The 18,922-nt window shown below is 63.4% G+C and carries 16 protein-coding genes and 1 pseudogene; 4 read left to right on the top strand and 13 right to left on the bottom strand.

The annotated features are described in order from the left end of the window. Window positions 1-50: 50 nt before the first annotated feature. The 7 genes from EOA75_RS05110 to EOA75_RS05080 all read right to left on the bottom strand — a co-directional run bounded on the left by EOA75_RS05110 (window position 51) and on the right by EOA75_RS05080 (window position 9,960). On the bottom strand, window positions 51-3,209 hold the full coding sequence (locus EOA75_RS05110) for an efflux RND transporter permease subunit (RefSeq protein ID WP_127323772.1): 3,159 nt from the start codon (window positions 3,207-3,209) through the stop codon (window positions 51-53). Beyond that, complete coding sequence (locus tag EOA75_RS05105; RefSeq protein WP_127323771.1) at window positions 3,206-4,477, bottom strand: efflux RND transporter periplasmic adaptor subunit; 1,272 nt, start codon at window positions 4,475-4,477, stop codon at window positions 3,206-3,208. Before EOA75_RS05105 ends, EOA75_RS05110 begins: the two co-directional genes overlap by 4 nt. Window positions 4,478-4,670: 193 nt before the next feature. Then, window positions 4,671-5,267, bottom strand: coding sequence for a LysE family translocator (locus EOA75_RS05100; RefSeq protein ID WP_127323770.1), 597 nt, complete (start codon window positions 5,265-5,267; stop codon window positions 4,671-4,673). Between the two features lie 122 nt (window positions 5,268-5,389). Continuing rightward, a complete protein-coding gene (gene ilvN, locus EOA75_RS05095) occupies window positions 5,390-5,962 on the bottom strand; it encodes an acetolactate synthase small subunit (RefSeq protein ID WP_059185300.1) in 573 nt (190 codons plus the stop codon). Window positions 5,963-6,039: 77 nt separating this feature from the next. Next, complete coding sequence (locus EOA75_RS05090) at window positions 6,040-7,821, bottom strand: acetolactate synthase 3 large subunit (RefSeq protein WP_127323769.1); 1,782 nt, start codon at window positions 7,819-7,821, stop codon at window positions 6,040-6,042. A 400-nt stretch (window positions 7,822-8,221) separates the two neighbouring features. Continuing rightward, the gene (locus EOA75_RS05085) at window positions 8,222-8,812 is read right to left on the bottom strand and encodes an HD domain-containing protein (protein WP_127323768.1); all 591 of its coding nucleotides are present in this window, start codon (window positions 8,810-8,812) and stop codon (window positions 8,222-8,224) included. Next, window positions 8,809-9,960 (bottom strand): gamma-butyrobetaine dioxygenase, encoded by a 1,152-nt coding sequence (locus tag EOA75_RS05080; protein WP_127323767.1) that lies wholly within the window; start codon window positions 9,958-9,960, stop codon window positions 8,809-8,811. Before EOA75_RS05080 ends, EOA75_RS05085 begins: the two co-directional genes overlap by 4 nt. Window positions 9,961-10,094: 134 nt before the next feature. On the opposite strand from EOA75_RS05080, the gene EOA75_RS05075 reads away from it, so the two are divergent. Then, window positions 10,095-10,955 carry a LysR family transcriptional regulator gene (locus EOA75_RS05075; RefSeq protein WP_164747284.1) on the top strand — a complete coding sequence of 287 codons (861 nt, stop codon included), beginning with the start codon at window positions 10,095-10,097 and terminating at the stop codon, window positions 10,953-10,955. On the opposite strand, the gene EOA75_RS05070 is transcribed toward EOA75_RS05075, so the two are convergent. The 3 genes and pseudogenes from EOA75_RS05070 to EOA75_RS05060 form a co-directional block, all read right to left on the bottom strand. Continuing rightward, window positions 10,947-11,486, bottom strand: coding sequence for a GNAT family N-acetyltransferase (locus EOA75_RS05070; protein WP_127323765.1), 540 nt, complete (start codon window positions 11,484-11,486; stop codon window positions 10,947-10,949). The two genes, EOA75_RS05075 and EOA75_RS05070, sit on opposite strands and share 9 nt — an antisense overlap. A 36-nt stretch (window positions 11,487-11,522) precedes the next feature. After that, a pseudogene (locus EOA75_RS05065) lies at window positions 11,523-11,830 on the bottom strand (hypothetical protein). A gap of 4 nt (window positions 11,831-11,834) precedes the next feature. Continuing rightward, window positions 11,835-12,401 carry an XRE family transcriptional regulator gene (locus tag EOA75_RS05060; RefSeq protein WP_095802667.1) on the bottom strand — a complete coding sequence of 189 codons (567 nt, stop codon included), beginning with the start codon at window positions 12,399-12,401 and terminating at the stop codon, window positions 11,835-11,837. Window positions 12,402-12,553: 152 nt separating this feature from the next. Here EOA75_RS05060 and EOA75_RS05055 point away from each other — a divergent pair, with 152 nt between their 5' ends. Continuing rightward, complete coding sequence (locus EOA75_RS05055; protein WP_095824891.1) at window positions 12,554-14,383, top strand: ATP-binding protein; 1,830 nt, start codon at window positions 12,554-12,556, stop codon at window positions 14,381-14,383. A 207-nt stretch (window positions 14,384-14,590) separates the two neighbouring features. Here EOA75_RS05055 and EOA75_RS05050 read toward each other — a convergent pair whose 3' ends face one another. Together EOA75_RS05050 and miaA are read right to left on the bottom strand one after the other, a co-directional pair. After that, window positions 14,591-15,382 (bottom strand): GGDEF domain-containing protein, encoded by a 792-nt coding sequence (locus tag EOA75_RS05050; RefSeq protein ID WP_066990920.1) that lies wholly within the window; start codon window positions 15,380-15,382, stop codon window positions 14,591-14,593. Between the two features lie 122 nt (window positions 15,383-15,504). After that, entirely contained in the window at window positions 15,505-16,449 is a 945-nt protein-coding gene (gene miaA, locus EOA75_RS05045) for a tRNA (adenosine(37)-N6)-dimethylallyltransferase MiaA (RefSeq protein ID WP_127323776.1), read from the bottom strand. Between miaA and serB the strand changes: the two genes are divergently transcribed. After that, complete coding sequence (gene serB / locus EOA75_RS05040) at window positions 16,439-17,326, top strand: phosphoserine phosphatase SerB (RefSeq protein ID WP_127241927.1); 888 nt, start codon at window positions 16,439-16,441, stop codon at window positions 17,324-17,326. The two genes, miaA and serB, sit on opposite strands and share 11 nt — an antisense overlap. After that, window positions 17,323-17,895 carry a GNAT family N-acetyltransferase gene (locus tag EOA75_RS05035; protein WP_067323220.1) on the top strand — a complete coding sequence of 191 codons (573 nt, stop codon included), beginning with the start codon at window positions 17,323-17,325 and terminating at the stop codon, window positions 17,893-17,895. The genes serB and EOA75_RS05035 overlap by 4 nt, the downstream gene beginning before the upstream one ends. 41 nt (window positions 17,896-17,936) lie before the next feature. Here EOA75_RS05035 and EOA75_RS05030 read toward each other — a convergent pair. Continuing rightward, a partial coding sequence (locus EOA75_RS05030; RefSeq protein WP_127323764.1) for a PDZ domain-containing protein occupies window positions 17,937-18,922 on the bottom strand: 986 nt, incomplete at its 5' end.

Genomic DNA, 18,922 nt, shown 5'->3' with positions numbered 1-18,922 from the left:
TCGTGCGCACGCCCCCGCAAGCTCGGCAACTTGGGCCAGAGCCGGGCCGCCTATTCGGCGGCCAACTTTCTCGGTTCGGCCTTTTCTCCGGGGTCAAAGAGCGAGGGCTGCTCGACCGGCTCGACCGCATGCCACTCCGGCCGGCTCTTCTTCGAGGAGAAGCTGAGTAGCCAGCCGGAGAACTGCTCGAAATAGACATAGATGACCGGCGTGACGAACAGGGTCAGCGCCTGGGATGCGAGCAGGCCGCCGACCACGGCAACGCCGAGCGGCTGGCGCAGCTCGGCGCTGGCGCCGGTGCCGAGCGCGATCGGGAACGTGCCCATCAAGGCCGCCAGCGTCGTCATCATGATCGGCCGGAAACGCATCAGGCAGGCCTTGTGGATGGAGTCCAGCGCAGACATGCCCTCGCGCCTCAACTCCAGCGCCACGTCGATCATCATGATGCCGTTTTTCTTGACGATGCCGATCAGCATCAGGATGCCGATCACGGCTATGACCGACAGGTCCATGCCGAAGAGCCGCAATGCAACCACCGCGCCCAGTACCGCCGATGGCAGGCCCGTCAGAATGGTCAGCGGATGAATGAAGCTCTCGTAGAGCATGCCGAGCACGATGTAGATCGTGAGGATCGCGCCCCCGATCAGCAGCCCTTGGTTGGCAAGCGAATCCTGGAACGTCTTGGCCGTGCCGGCGAAGGTGGTGCCGATCGCCTGCGGCATGCCGATCTGGTCCTTGAGCTGGTTGATGCGGGTCACCGTGTCCCCGAGCGAGACACCCTGCGGCAGGTTGTAGGAGATCGTCACCGCCGGCAACTGGCCAAGCTGGTTGACCGTCAAGGCGCCGGCCGTACGATCGACCCGGGCGAAGGCACCGAGAGGAACGAGGCTGCCGCTCGCCGTTCTCACCTGAATGGCCAGCATGCGCTCCGGCGACCACTCGATCTTCGGATCGAGCTCGGTGATGACTTCGTAACTGTCGGCCGAGCCGAAAATGGTTGAGACCTGATCGGTGCCGAAGCCGCCATAGAGGGCGGAGCGCAGCGTGTCCGTGTCGATACCGAGCTGAGCGGCCTTGTCGCGATCGACGACCAGCGACGCCTGCAGCGCGTTGTTCTGCAAATCACTTGTGACGTCGGTGAAGAATTTATGATCGGCGGCCATGGCGTCGTTCAATTTCTGCGCCCAGGCGTCCGTCGCGCCGTTATCGAGGCCTTGGACGACCAACTGATAGGCGCTGGCCGAGGACCGCGAGCCGAGCCTGAGGTTCTGCACCGGTTGCATATAGGTTTCGATGCCGGCGACGCCGGACAGCTGCCGCCTCAAATCGGAAAGCACCTTCTCTATGTCGGGACGCTTGTCCTTGTCCTTCAGTTGCACGAACAACTGTCCCTGATTGAGCGCATTATTGCCGCTGCCCACCGACCAGGCGACGTGATCGACGTAAGGCGAATGCGAGAAGACGTCGGCGACCTGGCTCTGCAGCTTCGTCATCGCGTCGAAGGAGATGTCCTGGCGGGCGATGGTGGTTACCGAGATCTGGCCTATGTCTTCTTGCGGGAAGAAGCCCTTCGGCGAAACCTGGATCAGCCAGACGGAGGCCGCCGCGGTGCCGACGAAGACCAGGAACACCAGGAAGGTGTGGCGCAGGCAGAAGCTCAGGATCCAGTCATAGCCACGCGTGATGAGATCATGTCTGTGACCGTCGGCATGCGCCTCGCGATCGGCCTTGGTCACCGACAAAAGCCGCGAGCACAGCATCGGGGTCAGGGTCAGCGACACGAACATCGACGCCAGGATGGCGACCGTTACCACGACGGCGAATTCGTTGAAGATACGGCCGATGACGCCGCCCATCAGAAGCACGGGGATGAACACCGCCACCAGCGAAATCGAAATCGATATGATGGTGAAGCCGATCTCACGCGCGCCCTTGAGCGCGGCGTCGAAAGCCGACAGCCCGTCCTCCTCCATGTGGCGGAAGATGTTTTCGAGCATGACGATCGCGTCGTCGACGACGAGGCCGACGGCCAGCGTCAGACCCATCAGAGATATGTTGTCGATCGAGAAGCCGAACAGGAACATCGCGCCCAGTGTGGCGATCAGCGAAATCGGCACGGCCACCGCCGGGATGATCGTTGCCGTGACGCGGCGCAGGAACACGAAGATCACCATCACCACCAACGCGATGGTCAGGAGCAGCGTGAACTGCACGTCGTCGACGGCCTGGCGGATCGAGGTGGATCGGTCGTTGAGCAGTTTGATGCTCGCGGCAGCCGGCATCTGGTCCTGGAAGGACGGCAGCATCGCCTTGACCTTGTCGACGACGTCGACCGTATTGGCGTCGGGCTGACGCTGCACGGCCATGATAATGGCGCGCGTGCCATCATACCAACTCGCCGTCGTCGTGGTTTCGACCGAGTCGATGACGCGCGTGACCTCGCCCAGCCGCACCGGATGGCCGTTCTTGGTGGCGATGATAATGTTTGAAAAATCGGCGGCGTTCATCAACTGAGTGTTGGCCGTGATCGTCAGCTGCTGCTTGTCGTTCTGCAGCACGCCGAGCGGGGTGTTGCTGTTGGCCGAGGCCACGGCCGTCTGCAACTGGTCGATCGAGATGCCGCGCGCGGCGAGCGCGGTCGGATCGATCTGGATGCGCACCGCATATTTTTGCTGTCCGTAGATCGAAACCTGCGCAACGCCATCGATGGTCGATAGCGAGGGCGAGATGACGTTTTCGGCGAAGGCGTCGAGATCGGTGAGTGGAACGGTGTCGCTGACCAGCGACATCAGAAGAATCGGCGCATCGGCCGGATTGACCTTGCGATAGCTTGGCGGCGCCGTCATTTGCGGCGGCAGCGATTTTTGCGTGCGCGCAATGGCTGCCTGAACGTCCGCGGCAGCCGCGTCGATGTCGCGGTTGAGCACGAACTGGATGGCGATCGAGGTCTGGCCCAGCGAGTTGGTGGTCGAAATAGAATCGATGCCGGCAATGGTTGCGAACTGCTTGATCAGCGGCGTCGCGACCGAGGTCGCCATGGTCTCCGGCGAAGCGCCGGCCAGTTGGGCCGAGACATTCACCACCGGGAACTCCGCGCTGGGCAGCGCGGCAACCGGCAGGAACTTGTAAGCGAACAGTCCGCCCAGCACGAGGGCGAACGACATCAGCAGCGTGGCGACGGGCTTTCGTATGCAGAATTCGGAAATCATGGGCGGGCCTCGCCGGCCTTGTCGGCTTGTGCGACCTTAGGCGAATTTTGATCGCCACTGTTGCTCGCTGTCTTGCCTTCGTGCACCGTCGCGCCGTCCTTTAGCCTTGTCTGGCCTTCGACCACCACTTTCTCGCCGCCCTTGAGGCCTTGGCTGATGGCGCTGTTATCGCCCTCCGTCAGCGCCACCTGCACCGGCCGCATCTCGACCGTGTTGTCCGGCTTGACCACATAGACGAAGGGACCTTTCTGGCTCGGCTGCACCGCGACCGTCGGAACCGAGGTCATTTGCGGCATCGTGCCGGCATCAAGGATGACGTTCACATACTGCCCCGGCCAAAGCGAAAGATCGGAGTTCGGTATGCTCGCCCGCGTGGCGATGGTGCCGGAGGCGGTGTCGACGCTGGAATCGACGAAATCGAGCGTGCCCTTGCCGATCGGCGTCGGATCGCCGTCCTTGGTCAGCGTCACGTCGCCTTGCTGTGGGCTCGCCAACGCTTTGTGCAATAAAGCAAGGTTGCTTTCCGGCAGAGTGAAATTCACCTGCAGCGGGTCCATCTGTGTGATGGTCACAAGCGGCGTCGTGGTGCTTGAGCCGTTGCTGGTGGTGGCGAGATCCCCGACCGAGACGTTGACCGCTCCCAGCCTGCCTGAGATGGGCGCGCTGATGGTCGCGTAGCTTAACTGGACCGTATCCGCGTCGATCGTCGCCTTGTCGGCATCGATGGTGGCGGCCGCGGCCTTCTGCGCCGCCAGTGCCTGGTCGTAAGTCTGCTGCGTGCCAGCCTGCTTGGCGACAAGGTCCTTGGCGCGCTGAAGATCCGCCGTGGCGCTCACCAGCAGGGCCTGGTCCTTGACGAGCGTCGCCTGATCCTTGGCAAGCTGCGCCTTCAGTGCGCGGTCATCGAGCGAGAAGAGAAGGTCGCCGGCCTTGACCATTTGCCCGTCTTTCACCGCGATCGACACGATCTGGCTGGAGACACGGGCATTCACGCTGACCACCGACGGTGAGGAGACGAAGCCGATGGCGTAGCGACGGATCGGAAAATCGGCGGTCGTCGCAGTTGCCGAAACGATCGAGGCGGAACGCGCACCGCCAGCGCCGCCCTTCTGGCTGCCCGATGCCTTGGTCGTGTCGGCGCCGGCTGTGTCGGCCTGCTGGCCGGAGATCAGCTGCTGCACCCTGCCCATCGTGGCGGGCGACAGATAAAGGCCGACACCTGCAAGGCAGGCCAGAGCAACGACTGTAAAGGCGATTTTTCCGCGCATCGACAACTGGCCCTCTATCCGACACGCCGAAACCGGTGGTCTATTCTCAGCTTCATTTCACGGCCGTTGCCGCGAATTTCGCCGAATAGATAGGACAAGGCTTTGGCGGAAAAGGGCCAAAACGCGGGATTACGAAGATTTAATATGCACTGCACAATTGTTGTGCAGCCGGCTAACGTGCCGTGGCGATCCCTTAACGCAGCATCGGCCAGAGCGTCGCTGCGAGCAGCAGACCCATTCCTATGTTGAACCATTTCAGCCGCATGGGATCCGAAAGGAAGCCGCGCAGCGCGGTGCCGAACCCGGCCCACACCGAAACGCTGGGCAGGTTGACGATGGTGAAGGCGATTGAAATCAGCGCCACCGAGACGAACGGATGATCCGGATTGGTGTAGACGGCCATGGCAGTGATCGCCATCACCCACGCCTTCGGGTTGACCCATTGGAACGCGGCGGCATCGATGAAGCGCATCGGCCGCGCCTTCGCCCCGTCCTTGCCACCCATCGAGCGCGACATGCCGATCTTCCAGGCAAGGTAGAGCAAATAGGCGGCGCCGGCGATTTTCAGCGCCATATGCAGCACCGGAAACGCTGTCAGCACCGCGCCGAGTCCGAAGCCGACGGCCAGCAGCAGAACCAGAAAACCGATGCTGATGCCCAGCATATGCGGAACCGTTTTGACTATGCGGAAATTGACGCCGGAGGCCAGCAGCATGAGATTGTTCGGCCCCGGCGTGATCGACGTCACGAAGGCATAGACCAGGAGTGCAAGGAACGCGTTGACGGACATCATATCCTCCCCGGATAGGTCAGCTATATTGTCCTTTTTCGGCAGGCGCGCAAAAGCCACGGACGGGCGACTGCCGGACCAGCGAGGAGAATTTGAAGCAGCCGGAGCGGTGGGTGGCGCGCCTACATCCCCTGCGGGCCGCGGTTCATGGCTGCGACACCGGTGCGGCAGATCTCGACCAGGCCGAGCGGCTTCATGATGGCAATGAACTGGTCGAGCTTGGAACCCTTGCCGGTGATCTCGAAGATGAAATGCTCGGTGTTGGCGTCGATGACCGACGCGCGGAAGGCATCGGCCAGCCGCAGCGCCTCGACGCGGGCGTCGCCGGTGCCAGCGACCTTGACGAGGGCAAGCTCGCGCTCCAGCGGCCGCTCCTGGCCGAGCTCGTGCGAGCGCACGGTGAGATCGACCACGCGGTGCACCGGCACGATCCGCTCGAGCTGGTGTTTGATTTGCTCCAGCACATGCGGCGTGCCGCGCGTCACGATGGTGATGCGCGACAAATGCTTCTCGTGCTCGGTCTCGGACACCGTGAGGCTTTCGATGTTGTAACCGCGCCCCGAGAACAAGCCGATGACGCGGGCAAGCACGCCCGGTTCGTTGTCGACCAGCACGGAAAGCGTGTGCGTTTCCGGCTTTTCGGTTTCCTTGGCGATGAAGTAGGCGGAGCCGGTCGGCTGGAGCTGTGCGTTCATGACGTGAATCTCGATTTCAAACTTTGGCGCTAATTATCTGTTTCCACACGGCTTCCCGCCGCAGACGCTGCCTGCCGCTACACCAGTTCCCTGCCCTTGGCATCGATGGCATTGGCCACCGCCTCGTCGGTCGCCTCGTCAGGCAGGAGCATCTCGTTGTGCGCCTTGCCGGACGGAATCATCGGGAAGCAGTTGGCGAGAGTCGCCACGCGGCAGTCGAATAGCACCGGCTTCTTCACCGAAATCATCTCGCGGATCGCGTCATCCAACTCGTCCGGCTTGTCGCAGCGTATGCCATGGCCGCCATAGGCGTCCGCCAGCTTGACGAAATCCGGCATCGCCTCGGTGTAGGAATGCGACAGCCGGTTGCCGTGCAGCAGCTGCTGCCACTGGCGCACCATGCCCATATACTGGTTGTTGAGGATGAAGATCTTGATCGGCGCGTCGTACTGCACGGCCGAGCTCATCTCCTGCATCGTCATCTGCACCGAAGCGTCGCCGGCGATGTCGATGACCAGCGCATTCGGATGTGCGATCTGCACGCCGAGCGCCGCCGGCAGGCCATATCCCATCGTGCCCAGGCCGCCCGAGGTCATCCAGCGGTTGGGCTTGTCGAAGTGATAGTGCTGCGCCGCCCACATCTGGTGCTGGCCGACTTCGGTGGTGATGTAGGTGTCCATATCCTTGGTCAGTGCATAGAGCCGCTGGATCGCATATTGCGGCATGATCACGTCGTTGTTCATCCTATAGGCGAGCGAGTCCCGCGCGCACCATTTCGCGATCTGCTCCCACCATGGATAGAGCGCCTTCTTGTCGGCCTTGGCGGTCGCCCGCCACAGCCGCACCAGATCCTCCAGCACGCGGCCGACATCGCCCAGGATCGGCACGTCGGCATGGACATTCTTGTTGATCGAGGACGGATCGATGTCGATATGGATCTTCTTCGAGTTCGGCGAGAACGCGGTCAGCCGGCCGGTGATGCGGTCGTCGAAGCGCGCGCCGATGCAGATCATCACGTCGCAATCATGCATGGCCATGTTGGCTTCGTAGGTGCCATGCATGCCGAGCATGCCGATCCAGTTCTTGCCCGAAGCCGGATAGGCACCGAGGCCCATCAGCGTCGAGGTGATCGGGAAGCCGGTGAGGTCGACCAGCTCGCGCAGCAGATGGCTGGCTTCCGGACCTGAATTGATGACGCCGCCGCCGCTGTAGATGATCGGCCTCTTCGCGCCGGCCATCAATTCGACGGCGGCCTTCACCTTCTCCAGATCGCCCTGGACCTTCGGCTGATAGCTGGTGCGCGGCGCCGTTTGCGGCGGCACGTAGATGCCCTTGGCGAACTGCACATCCTTCGGAATGTCGACCACGACCGGGCCCGGCCGCCCGGTGGTCGCGACATGGAAGGCTTCATGGATGGTGGCGGCGAGCTGGTTGACGTCTTTCACCAGCCAATTGTGCTTGGTGCAGGGGCGCGTGATGCCGACGGTGTCGCATTCCTGGAAGGCGTCGGAGCCGATCAGCGAAGTCGGCACCTGACCGGTGAGACAGACCAGCGGAATGGAATCCATCAGCGCGTCCTGCAGCGGCGTCACCGCATTGGTGGCCCCTGGGCCGGACGTGACCAGCAGCACGCCGGCCTTTCCGGTCGAACGCGCATAGCCTTCGGCGGCATGGCCGGCACCCTGCTCGTGCCTGACCAGAATGTGCTCGACCTCATCCTGCTGGAAGATCTCGTCATAGATCGGAAGGACCGCGCCGCCCGGATAGCCGAAGACATGCTTGACGCCGTTGTCCTTCAGCGCCTGCACCACCATTTCGGCGCCCGTCATTTCGCGCCGCTCGTTATGTCCGTTGCTCATCGGTCTGGTCCCGTACTGTTCGCCATCTGGCGATTTGCTGGTCGTTTAGTTGGGTTTTGGGCAATAAAAAAGGCCCCCGAGGGAGCCTGTGGGATGCGCATGGGAGGTTTTCGCCCGGCGGTTACACCGCCTTGCCCACGCGCCAGCCTACGAGAATGAGTGCTGTTTTCATGGGCGCGGACAATAAGGTCGGTTCCGCGCCGCTGTCAACGGGCAATCTGTCGGTCCCATTGTTCAGCGGCGCGGATTGTTCAGGCCGCCAGCACCACACCCCTTGCCTGGTTGCCGCCAACGCATTTTGCCGGGTATGTCGAGACGCATGATGTTGCCGAGAAAACGTCTCTAGTCTTCGGCGGCGCACTATTGTAGGCAACTGTGCCGGGTGGGGCGGCGCCGGTGATCACGTCGCGCTTTGGGCCGCGAACTTTTTCACCACCCGCTCCAGCAGCGGCACGTAGTCGCGAAAGGCGCGCGTCTTCATGTTGGCGACCTTGCCACCCTCGTCCCAGATGCGCACACGCACGGCTTCCTGATGGAATGGATTGCTGCGGAACTCCGCCACCTCCTCCGCGCTCATCGGCCCGCCCTGCAGCGACAGCGTATGGACCGAGGCCGGCGACAGCTTGCCGAAATAGCTCGGATCGGTGGCGCAGAGATAACGCTTGGCCGCAACATGCAGCCTGACGCATTCGACGATGACCGGTGGAAAGAACGGCGCCAGCACCTCGCCACCCGCCTCGTCGTGGTGCTTGTCCTCGACGTCGTCGGGCGAATAGGTGCCGAACTCGCTGGTGTAGTGGCCGATGTCGTGCAGCAGCGCCGCAGCCACAAGCTCCTCCGGCGCGCCATCCTGCTCGGCTAGCCACGCGCCCTGCAGCATATGCTCGGACATGGTGACCGGCTCGCCGAGATAGGATTCCGCGCCGCGACGCTCGAAAATGTCGGCGATGAACTCGACGATGTTGCCTGTGTTCAGTTCATTCGATTTCATTCGGCCGCCTCTCTGACATCGTGTTCGATTGCCGCCAGCGTGGACAGCAGGCCGTCCTTGTCGGCGTAGCAGCCCTGCAGCCAGCGCGTGCCGCTGCCGGAAAAGGCCTTGCGCGCATGCATGACGCGCGTGTTGTCGACGATGAACGACTGGCCCGCCTCGAGCTTGAAGGTCACCTCGAAGGCCGGATCCTCGATCAGTTCGGCGAACCGGCGATAGGTGGCGTAATATGCGTTCATTTCGGCGAACGGCACGTCGATGGTCGGCGCCAGCGAGCGGTTGTTGAAGCGCACGCAGATGAGCTCGCCATCCGGTCCGAGCTCGATCATCGGGCGCTTGGACTGCAGCCGCACGCCCGATGAGCCGGCATATTCGAAGCGCGCCGGATAGGAGGAAAGCAACCGGAAGCCGTTCGAATTCTCCGCCTGCAGCGCGGCCGCCACCGCGAATCCGTCGACGACGCTGGATTCGCCGCCTTCCACCGTATTCTCGATGCAGGCCAGGATCTGCAGCGTCGGCACCGGGTCGCGGTAGGGATTGTCGGTATGCGCCTGCAGGCCAAGGTTGGTGTAGGCAAGATTGTTCGGATTGACCTCGGCGCGCACCTCGAACCAGCGCCCGTAATTGGTCTCCCTGATATATCCGAAGAGATCGGCCACACTGCACAATGCCCCGGATTCGGCCGGCAGACCGTCCATGACGGCAAAGCCAAAGCTCCGTACCGCCGTCAGCCATTGCCGCAGAACATTCCTGTCGTGCCGCGCCTCACTATAGGCCGCGCGCGGCACCGAACTCTGCATCGTGGCCTTGGTCCACCGCCGAATGTCCCTGCCGGTCCAGCCGGGCTGCCGATTTTCTTCGCGGTCGTAAGTATGGGCGCGAAGCCAGCTTGCGGGAAAGCTGACGGTCTTGTCTTCAGGCACGAACGTGACCACCAGCGCCTCGCCCTTGATCGAGGCCTCTCCGATCCGTGTCTCGGCCGGAATGTCCAGGATGGTGATCAGCCGCTGGCCGTTGCCGGCGCTGCGCGTCCTGTCGTCCAGTGCGTTGTCGCGCAGCCACATGGCATGGAATCGGCTGCGTGTTCCGTCGTCCCAGCCAAGCGCGATCGTCCGTCCTTCGTCGACAAGGGTTGCTCTCGTCAGCACGTTTCTGAAACTCCCGTCTTCGGGCCGTCGCCGCGGTACCGATTGCATGCTGTCTTTGCCGAAGGCATAAATCAAGTTATTGTTTTTCAGCCGATGCTGCCAAAAACCTAATGACTGGAAAAGCTGCCGATCCCATGCCTCCGCTCGACTGGCTACGCAGTTTCGAAGCGGCTGCGCGCCTGTCGAATTTCACCGCCGCTGCCGCCGAGCTCGGGCTCACGCAAGCCGCCGTCAGCCAGCACATCCGCTTTCTGGAAGAGCGTCTCAAGACGCGACTGTTCGCGCGGCTGGCACGCGGCGTGGCGTTGTCGCCGCAGGGCGCCGCCTATCTTCCCCACATCCAGTCGGCGTTCGCGATCATCGGCAGCAGCACGAACGAGTTGTTCGAGCCACGCGTTTTGCAGACCGTCACCCTTCGCGTTCCGATTTCTTTCGCGCTGCTGGTGCTGGTCCCGGCTCTTCCTGATCTCGCAAAGGCGCTGCCGTGGATCAGGCTCGATCTGGTGACCATCCATCGGCCGACGGACTACGACGAGGCGGGCTCGACGCTCGACATCCGCTTCGGCAACGGTTCGTTTTCCGGGCGCGACGCCGACCGGCTGACGGTCGAGCGGCTCGTTCCGGTCGCGGCGCCGACCTTGGCCGGAAATGCCGAATGGACATCCCTGCCGCTGCTTTTGGTGGCGGGTGCGCGCGAGATGTGGGCGGAATGGTTCGCAGCCTCCGGCCTTGCCGGACACTCCCAACGCTCGCATCGCTTCGACAGTTTTGTCGCCGCGATGGAGGCGGCGAAGTCCGGCGCCGGAGCGCTGCTGGGCTCGCGGCCGCTCATCGACGCCGCGCTTAAGGACAATCTCCTTGTCAGGCTTTCCGATTTCGAGCTCTCGAGCCCATCGGGTCACTTCCTGACATGGCCATCGTCATCGCGGCTGTCCGGCGCCGAACAGGATTTTCGCCGCTGGCTTTTGTCGCGTCTCGCCAGCATTTCAGGATAGCGCTCGGGCCGGCTCCCCTATCCGCTTCCAATAGATGAGCGTGCCGGTGAGCCCACCATGGGGTTTCAACGCATAGTCCGGAATCTCGCCGGTCAGCGAGAAGCCGAGTTTTTCGTAAAGGCCGCCGGCCCCCTGTTCGCTTGCTGTGTCCAACACCAGCAGGGTGCGCCCTTTCTTGACCGCCAGTTCCTCAGCGGCCCGCATCAGGCCGCTGGCAATACCTTTGCCGCGATAGTCGAGGCGGGTCATCAGCTTGGCAATCTCGGCGCGGTGCGGTTGGTTGGGCGGGCAGTCGAGAAGCAGTGTGACGGTGCCGGCAAGCGTCTTGCCATCCCATGCGCCCAGCACTGCCCGTTCCCCGCGCGCCGCGGCAGCGAGCGATTTGCGCCAGAACTCGTGGGCTGCATCGGGGGACAAGGGATGCATGAAGCTCACCGATCCGCCGGCGGCGACTGTCTCGATCAGCAGGTCGGCGAGCATCCCGCTGGTTTTTGCGTCGTCGTTCAGCGCCCTGATTTCAGGCGGGTTCATGTCGGTGGTCTCCAGTGATGAGGTGTCGGGCCGCGGTCATGCGAAATGACTGCTACGTCTTCGGCGGCGCGCCCTTCGGATTTCCGCGATACGCTCGGCTTCGTCCTCGCTGAGGTGCCGCCCGCGCTCCAGGATCTCGAGCGTGTATTCCTCATAGGTGAGCCCAAGCCGCTCGGCCTTTTCCAGCCGCATCAGCATGACGGCGTGGCTCGGCGCCTTCAGGCTTTGTCGTGGGCGGTGCGCCAGGCAAGAAAGATGTAGGGGTCCCCCTTGCCCCAGGGCGGACCTTCGTAGTCGTCGAGAGGCGGCCCGCCATTGTGGGACCGTTCAGGCCGGCGTGCCATGCGATCAGCCCCGGACCAGCGCCACCAGATACTCGGCGGCTTCCGGTCCCGGAGCGTGGAAGGTGCAGTCCGACGGGGCTCCGAGCGCCAGGCAGTCGCCCGGCTCCAGCCTGTGCACGACATTGCCTTCGGTGAAGTCCAGGCGGCCGCCGATCAGCCAGATCTGCTGCTTGATGAAGGCATAGGACGCTGCCGGGAATTCGACCTTGGCGCCTGCCGGCAGGCTGACCCGGATCAGTTCGAGCGGCATTTGCGTTGCCGGCGACAGATGCCGTCGCACATAGCCGGTCGCCGGATCCTGCCAGACCGGCTGCTCGTCCTTGCGGGACACACTGCCGCCCTGCATTTCGGCGCGGGCAATCAGCGTGGAGAGCGTCATGCCGAAAGCCGACGCGATGCGCACGAGGAGCGCCGCGGTCGGACTTGTCATGCCGCGCTCCATGGCGCTCAGCATCGCCTTGGAAACGTCGGAACGCTCGGCCAACTCGGCCAGCGACCATCCCCGCAAATCACGCTCGGAGCGTATCCGCCTGCCGATCGTGGACGTGATGTCGTTCGATATATCAGTCATTCATCCAATATATCGAAATTCCGGGATGAAGGAAGAGGCTGGTCGATCGCATTTTCGCGAGTGGTTTAACGGGCCCTACACCATCCGACCTCACGCGGCTTTAACCCCGATTGGGATAGCTTTGACCCCGAGGCGAATGGGACAGGTAACCGATGTTTGTTGAACGCGAAGCCTCCATTGGGGAGCCGACCTCGCAGGAGCGCCGCGACGCCCAGCAGAGCGACAAGCGCATCCTGGGCAACGTCGTGCAATGCGACGGTGCGCGCGCTACCATCAGCGCCTATGCCGAAGATGCCGAAGGCACGGTCACCGGCCTGTGGACCGTCGGCAAGATGATTTCCATCAACCTTGGCGCGACGCGAACCGTTGGCCTTGTCTATGCGATCGGCAAGTCTGACCGCGCCTGGAGCAATGAGGGCCAGAACGCAATCGAGGTCAGCATCGAACTGATCGGCGAGGTGCGCGACGGAGCCGAGCCCAGCGCCAAACCGGTCTTCGACCGCGGAATCACCACCTATCCGCATATCGGCGCGGTTGCCCACCGTATCCGCAGCCGCGACCTGCAGGCCGTCTACGATCTCGCCGGCCGCCATTCGATCACCATCGGCACGCTGTCCCAGGACGAGGCGATCGACGCCAACATCGCTGTCGACGACACGCTGGCGCGCCATTTCGCCATTGTCGGCACGACCGGCGTCGGCAAATCCACGGCTGTCTCGCTGCTGTTGCGCAAATCGATCGAGGCGCGGCCCGATTTGCGCGTGCTGATCCTCGACCCGCACAACGAGTTTGCCGCCTCGCTTCCGGAATACTGCGTGAAGGTTGATTCCAAGACGCTCGACCTGCCGTTCTGGATGTTCAGACTGGAAGAATTCGCCGAAGTTCTGTTTCGCGGTCGCGAGACCGTTCCGGAGGAAGTCGACGTCCTGCGCGACCTCATCCCGGCCGCCAAGAACCTCTATCGCAACCCGAGCTCCGGCTCGTATATCAGGCGCGGCAGCGATGCGCTGACGGCGGACACGCCGGTGCCTTACCGCATCGCCGATCTGCTCAAGCAGATCGACGAGCGCATGGGTCTGCTCGAAAGCAAGAACGATCGGCCGACACTGAAGTCGTTGAGGACGCGCATCGAATCGGCCGCTTCCGACCCGCGCTACCGTTTCATGTTTAATTCGCGGCTGATCGAGGACACCATCCACGAGACGATCGGCAACATCTTCCGCGTACCGAACCATGGACGTCCGGTGACCTGCTTCGAGATGGCGGGCATGCCGTCCGAAGTCGTCAATTCGGTCTGCTCGGTGCTGGCGCGCCTCGCCTTCGACCTTGCGCTCTGGAGCGAGGGCCGGCTGCGGCTGCTCCTGCTTTGCGAGGAAGCGCACCGCTACATGCCTGCCGATCCGCGCCTCGGCTTCGCGCCGACCAGGCACGCTTTGTCGCGCATCGCCAAGGAAGGCCGCAAATATGGCTGCTATCTCGGCGTTGTGACCCAGCGTCCAGGCGAGCTCGATCCGACCATCCTGTCGCAATGCTCGACCTTCTTCGCCATGCGGCTCGCCAACGAGCAGGATCAGGCCATCATCCGCTCGGCGATCGCCGATTCCTCGGCCTCGACGTTGGCGTTCCTGTCCTCCATGGGCCAGCGCGAAGCCATTGCCTTCGGCGAAGGCGTGGCGACGACCATGCGGCTCAAATTCGAGAAACTGTCCCAGGAATTCATTCCCGGCACAGCGAAGCGGGAGCAGGCCTTGCCCGCGGATTCCGGCGACGATGTCGATCTCGCCGGAATTGTCGAGCGTCTGCGCAACGTGCCGAAACCGCAGCAGTCGATAGCGTTCGCCGAAGCCGTCGATACCGGGCGCCAGGCTGGCGACCCCGACTACCGCAAGCCATCGGCGCCGCGCGTGCAACCGGACGACGATTTCGACATGCGTTACGGCCTGAGGCCCTCGACCTTCGGCATGCGCCAGCAGAACGATTGATCGTTCTGCATCTTCGCGCCGACTGAGTCCCGGGCTGAGTCGACTGAAGTCGCTTTCGAGAACCGGAGCGGACATATAGTCCGTGAGCACGCGCATGACCCCGAAAATCGAGAACGCTTTTCGGAAAGGATCATAACAGACGCGCGGCGCGGTAGAAGCGCAGAACGCGGCTCTAGGCGGCCAGCGTCAAGAATTGATCATGGAATTTCAGGCGCAGACGCGGTTGCGGCCCTGCTTCTTCGCCTCGTAGAGCTGCCGGTCGGCGCGGCGATAGAAGTCCTCGGCACTCTCCTTGCGGTCCCAGACGGCGAGGCCGACGCTGGTGGTGACCTTCAGCCGCACATTGCCCGACATGATCGACAGGTTGGCGATCGCCTTGCGGATGCGCTCGGCGAACCGCGCGAGCAGTTCCGCATCCATGTTGGGCGTGACCACGGCGAACTCCTCGCCGCCCAGCCTCGCCACCACATCGTGATAGCGGGTCATGCCGCGTACGCACTGCGCGACGGACCGCAGAACCTCGTCGCCGACATCGTGGCCATGCGTGTCGTTGACCTGCTTGAAATGATCGAGATCGAGGATCATCAGGCCCACCGGCTTATCGATGCGGCCGAACTCGTCGAGATATTCCCGCAGCGCGTCATCGAAGTAGCGGCGGTTCTGCATTCCGGTCAGGCCGTCGGTGAGCGCTGCGTGCTCGAGCGTTTGCGAACGGGCGCTCAGCGACACCGTCATGGCGCGCAACTTGCCCTCTTCCCTCACCTGGCCGCGGATCAGCGGGTAGATGAAGAAGGTTCCAAAGAACAAGGCAGCAGCCAGCAGCGCACCGGTCACGAACAGCAATTTGTTGAGATAGGCGATTCTGTCGAGACGCGATGCGGTGTCGAGAGCGGTCGCGATATCCTGCAATTGGCCATAGGCGTGAAAGGTCACCAGGCCGGCGGCCAGGATCACGAAGATAAAGACGAAAAACGCCGATTCCGCCTTGTGAAAACGCATAACGCCCCGCGGTACTGCGACCGTCGCCGTTATGGCATGCCAGGCCTTACGGACGGTTAACCCGGACAACCGTGACGGGAAGCTGCGCTCTCAATTCCAAGCCCTGATCAAATCGCATTCTATCAGTCCTCGATTGACCATTTCTCGCCCGGGCGTAACCTTTGCCACTCCGGCCCCAGTTGGTGTTTGAACCAGGTCGTCTGCCGCTTGGCATATTGGCGCGTCGCGATCTTGGCTCGCTCAATCGCTTGGGGAAAGCCCATGTGTCCGGCCATCGCGGCCTGCAGCTCGCCCACGCCGATCGCCTTCATCGCCGGCAGGTTCGGATCGAGGTCGAGTGCCATCAACTGCCTGACCTCGTCGAGCGCGCCCTTGTCGAGCATTTGATCGAAACGCGCCCCGATACGCGCCACCAGTTCGCCGCGATCCGGCTCGATCACCAGGAAGCGTGCGCTGTCGCGGTCGATGAGCGGCTGGCCGCGTGCCGCTTGCCATTCAAGGATCGACCGTCCCGACGCGTCGAGCACCTCCAGCGCCCGCACAATGCGCTGGCCATCGGTCGGCCGGAGCTGCATGGCGACAGCCGAATCCTGATGCATCAGTACACGGTGCAGCCGTTCTGCCCCTTGTTCCTTGAGTTCGTAGCGCCAGCGCTCACGCACCGAAGGCGGAATGTCGGGCATGTCCGAGATGCCTTCGGCTAAAGCTCGGAAATAGAGCCCGGTGCCGCCGACGAAGACAGCCGGCCGGCCGGAGAAAATACCTTCCGCGATCAGCCCGGTGACGTCGCGCAGCCAGGCGCCGGTCGAGTAGGCTGTCGAAGGATGCACCTGACCGTACAGATAATGCGGCACGCGCGCCGTTTCGGCCGCGCTCGGACGCGCCGTCAGCACGTCAAGAACCGAATAGCCCTGCATGGAATCGGTGTTGACGATGACGCCGCCCTTGCGCTCGGCGATGTCCAGCGCCAGCGCCGACTTGCCGCTGGCGGTCGGCCCCGCTATCAGGATGGCGTTTTTCACGCGGCCTTCGCCCGCCTGCCTGCCGGAATTTTCGATGCCTCTGATCGCCACGCTTGTGTCCAATCCCAAAGACCGCCGAGTGTCGGTCCCGCTTGCGAATATCGCCTCGCGAGCGGCAGGCGCAAGCGCCGTTCATTGGCTGGCCGAGGATGTCGCCTGCGATCTGGTTTTGCCGGAGACGCCCGACATCGGCGCATTGACGGCCAATCTGCGCGCGGCATTGGCCTCCGAGCCGGTCGACATCATCGTCCAGCCGGCTGAAGGCCGGAGGAAGAGGATCCTGCTTGCCGATATGGATTCGACCATGATCGCTCAGGAATGCATCGACGAGCTTGCCGACGAGATCGGCGTCAAGGACCGTGTCGCTGCGATCACCGCGCGGTCGATGAATGGCGAGATCGCATTCGAGCCGGCCTTGCGCGAACGCGTCGCCTTGCTGAAGGGCCTCGACACGGCGGTGGTCGACCGCATCATCGCCAACCGGCTGACGCTGGCCGCCGGCGGCCGCGCGCTGGTGCAGACCATGCGTGCCAACGGCGCCTGGACGGCGCTGGTCTCAGGCGGCTTCGACGTCTTCACCAACCGCATCGCCGCAATGCTGGGCTTCCAGGAGAACCGCGCCAACCGGCTGATCGAGGATGGCGGCAGATTCACCGGCACGGTGGCCGAGCCTATCCTCGGCCGCGCCGCCAAGGCCGAGGCGCTGCTCGACATCGCGGCAAGGCTGGGCGTGACGACGCAGGATGCCGTTGCCGTGGGCGACGGCGCCAACGACCTCGACATGATCCGCCTGGCCGGCACCGGCGTCGCGCTGCACGCCAAGCCGGCGGTGGCTGAGCAGGCAAGGATCCGCATCGACCACGGCGATCTGACCGCGCTGCTTTACCTCCAGGGCTATCGCCAGGGCGAGTTCGTGCAATGAAGCCGATCCGCACCGAGCGCCTCATCCTGCGCAATTGGGAACAGCGCGACCGCGCGCTCTTCCATCGCATCAACTCGGACGAGCGCGTGATGGAATTTTTTCCGTTCCGCCGCGACCGGGCCGCGGCGGACGCAAAGATGGACGAGCTCCGCGCCTGGATCGATGAGGATGGCTACGGTTTCGCCGCCGCCGAGATTGCCGCCACCGGCGAGTGCATCGGCTTCGTCGGCCTCCTCCAAACCGATCATGTGCCTTCCCTGCCGGCCGGCACGATCGAGATCGGCTGGCGGCTGGCACCGGAATACTGGCGCAAGGGCTATGTCACCGAGGCATCCGAAGCCTGGCTCTCCTTCGGTTTCGAAACGCTGGAGCTGGACGAAATCGTCTCCTTTGCCGTCGTGGAAAACCATCGTTCGATCGCCGTCATGAAGCGGCTCGGCATGCGCGCCGACCCGGGCGCCGATTTCGACCATCCCGCCGTGCCGGACAGCCACCCTCATCTTAAGCGGCATGCGCTGTACCGGCTGTCGCGCGACGACTGGCAGGCGCGAAAAAGGGCGGCCCGCTAGCCGCCCATTCTTGCAAATCAACCCGTTCGGGCTCTCCGGAATCAGTCCATCCGGATCGTCACGAAGCGCAACTCGCCGGATTTCGAGGCGAGCATCAGCAGCGCGTTCTTGCGGCCCTGCTCTTTCAGCGCCCCGATCCGGTCCATGACATCCTTTGGCGTGCCGACCGATTCCTGCGCGATCTCGGTGATCACCTCGCCGGGCTGGATGCCGCGTTCGGCGGCGGCCGAATCCTTGGCGACGTCGGTGATGACCACGCCCGACACATCGGCCGCGATGCCGAACTTCTGTCTGGTCTGCTCGTTGAGCTCGCCAACGGTCATGCCGAGCACCGAAGCCGTCGACACAGGAGCCGCCTTGTCGCCCTTGTCCTCGCCGGTACTGCCGTTCTCGCCGCTGGCCAGCTTCTCGCCGTCCTCGAGCCGGCCGAGCGTCACCTTCACTGTCTGCTCGACGCCCTTGCGCACGATGACGACGTCGACGGCCTTGCCGACCGGGCTTTCGGCGACGACGCGCGGCAGGTCGCGCATTTCGTGGATGTCCTTGCCGTCGAATTTGATGATGACGTCGCCGGCTTGAACCGTGCCGTTGTCGACCGGTCCGCCCTTGATGACGCCGGCCACCAGCGCGCCCTTGGCCGTCGCCATGCCGAGGCTTTCGGCGATGTCGTCCGTTACCGGCTGGATGCGCACGCCAAGCCAGCCGCGCCGCGTTTCGCCGAACTGGCGAAGCTGATCTACGACGCCCGCGGCGAGTTGCGAGGGAATGGAAAAGCCGATGCCGATCGAGCCGCCGGACGGCGAGATGATCGCCGTGTTGATGCCGATGACCTCGCCACTGCTGTTGAACAGCGGACCGCCGGAATTGCCGCGATTGATGGCGGCGTCGGTCTGGATGAAGTCGTCATAGGGGCCGGAATTGATGTCGCGGTTGCGCGCCGAGACGATGCCGACCGTGACAGTGCCGCCAAGACCGAACGGATTGCCGATCGCCATCACCCAGTCGCCGACGCGCATCTTGGTGGAAT

The sequence above is a fragment of the Mesorhizobium sp. M1A.F.Ca.IN.022.07.1.1 genome, from assembly GCF_003997575.1.
Taxonomy (GTDB): domain Bacteria; phylum Pseudomonadota; class Alphaproteobacteria; order Rhizobiales; family Rhizobiaceae; genus Mesorhizobium.
This window is presented reverse-complemented; position numbering and strand designations above follow the sequence as displayed.

Excerpts from the sequence above, each read along its gene's own strand:
- EOA75_RS05060 (WP_095802667.1), bottom strand. The coding sequence starts at position 12,401 with ATGACTGATATATCGAACGACATCACGTCCACGATCGGCAGGCGGATA.
- EOA75_RS05100 (WP_127323770.1), bottom strand. The coding sequence starts at position 5,267 with ATGTCCGTCAACGCGTTCCTTGCACTCCTGGTCTATGCCTTCGTGACG.
- EOA75_RS05085 (WP_127323768.1), bottom strand. The coding sequence starts at position 8,812 with ATGAAATCGAATGAACTGAACACAGGCAACATCGTCGAGTTCATCGCC.
- EOA75_RS05055 (WP_095824891.1), top strand. The coding sequence starts at position 12,554 with ATGTTTGTTGAACGCGAAGCCTCCATTGGGGAGCCGACCTCGCAGGAG.
- EOA75_RS05035 (WP_067323220.1), top strand. The coding sequence starts at position 17,323 with ATGAAGCCGATCCGCACCGAGCGCCTCATCCTGCGCAATTGGGAACAG.
- EOA75_RS05050 (WP_066990920.1), bottom strand. The coding sequence starts at position 15,382 with ATGCGTTTTCACAAGGCGGAATCGGCGTTTTTCGTCTTTATCTTCGTG.
- EOA75_RS05105 (WP_127323771.1), bottom strand. The coding sequence starts at position 4,477 with ATGCGCGGAAAAATCGCCTTTACAGTCGTTGCTCTGGCCTGCCTTGCA.
- EOA75_RS05090 (WP_127323769.1), bottom strand. The coding sequence starts at position 7,821 with ATGAGCAACGGACATAACGAGCGGCGCGAAATGACGGGCGCCGAAATG.
- EOA75_RS05110 (WP_127323772.1), bottom strand. The coding sequence starts at position 3,209 with ATGATTTCCGAATTCTGCATACGAAAGCCCGTCGCCACGCTGCTGATG.
- ilvN (WP_059185300.1), bottom strand. The coding sequence starts at position 5,962 with ATGAACGCACAGCTCCAGCCGACCGGCTCCGCCTACTTCATCGCCAAG.
- serB (WP_127241927.1), top strand. The coding sequence starts at position 16,439 with ATGCCTCTGATCGCCACGCTTGTGTCCAATCCCAAAGACCGCCGAGTG.
- EOA75_RS05070 (WP_127323765.1), bottom strand. The coding sequence starts at position 11,486 with ATGAACCCGCCTGAAATCAGGGCGCTGAACGACGACGCAAAAACCAGC.
- EOA75_RS05075 (WP_164747284.1), top strand. The coding sequence starts at position 10,095 with ATGCCTCCGCTCGACTGGCTACGCAGTTTCGAAGCGGCTGCGCGCCTG.